Raw genomic sequence first — 808 nt, 5'->3', positions numbered from 1 at the left:
CTCAAATCCGTTATCCAATGTCAGAGTGCGCACCGCGCCTCTTATGGGCCGGAACTGGCGGATGATCGCCTCGGCTGTCGGCCTGGCTTTGAGCTGTACAAGCCGTTCAGCCAAAAGGTAACCACTGCGCCGCTCCACCAGGGTGACAAGGCCCGATTGCTTATGGCCGTGGAGCACGGTATCACCTTCCCAATGGCCCAGCGTTTGTCGGCGATCGACCTCGCCGGGGCGCTGCTCAATGCCAACCCGATTTGGGATGCGCCCAAGCCCGGCACGCTTGGCCAGGTGACGCTGATAGCGCCGACGCCCCGGCTGGCGGCAGTAGCGCCAAAGATCGCCGCCCGCTGCCTTGTCCCGATAGATCAGCTCATAGATCCATTGATGCGAAATGAGCCAGCTTCCCACCCGGCGCATGAACCCGATGATCTGGCCGGGACTCCAGTATTCACGCAGACGTTTGCTCACCCAGATCATCAACGACCACGCCCGCTTGCTGGCCTTGTGGGCCTTCTGGCGACGGTTCGCGCTGGTGCGCTGAGCCTGTTCCGGGCAGTAGCCATGGGCACTGCTGTTGCGCCGGATCTCACGCGAAACGGTGCTATTGCTGCACCCCACAAGCTGGGCGATCGCACGAAGGCTGCAGCGGTGCTGCAAACCAGCCTCAATCTGGTATCGTTGTCGTTGGGTCAGTTGTCGGTATCCCATCTGCTCTTCACTTTGGTCGGTAAAGGCGGTGAGGGTACCGGCGGCGGCCCTCCTTCCTCTACCCGGCTAAACCAAAGTGCTGCAGTTATTATCTGAATTCAGG

General features: G+C 60.9%; 1 protein-coding gene. It reads right to left on the bottom strand.

What is annotated here, in order from left to right:
* Window positions 1-705: IS30 family transposase (locus CK501_RS16620; RefSeq protein WP_143421474.1), on the bottom strand; the 705-nt coding region annotated here is incomplete at its 3' end.
* Window positions 706-808 lie beyond the last annotated feature (103 nt).

Origin of the sequence: Halovibrio salipaludis, assembly GCF_002286965.1 — a bacterium.
GTDB classification, from domain to species: domain Bacteria; phylum Pseudomonadota; class Gammaproteobacteria; order Pseudomonadales; family Oleiphilaceae; genus Halospina; species Halospina salipaludis.
Note: the sequence above shows the minus strand (reverse complement) of the source record. Positions and strands in the feature narration are given on the sequence as shown.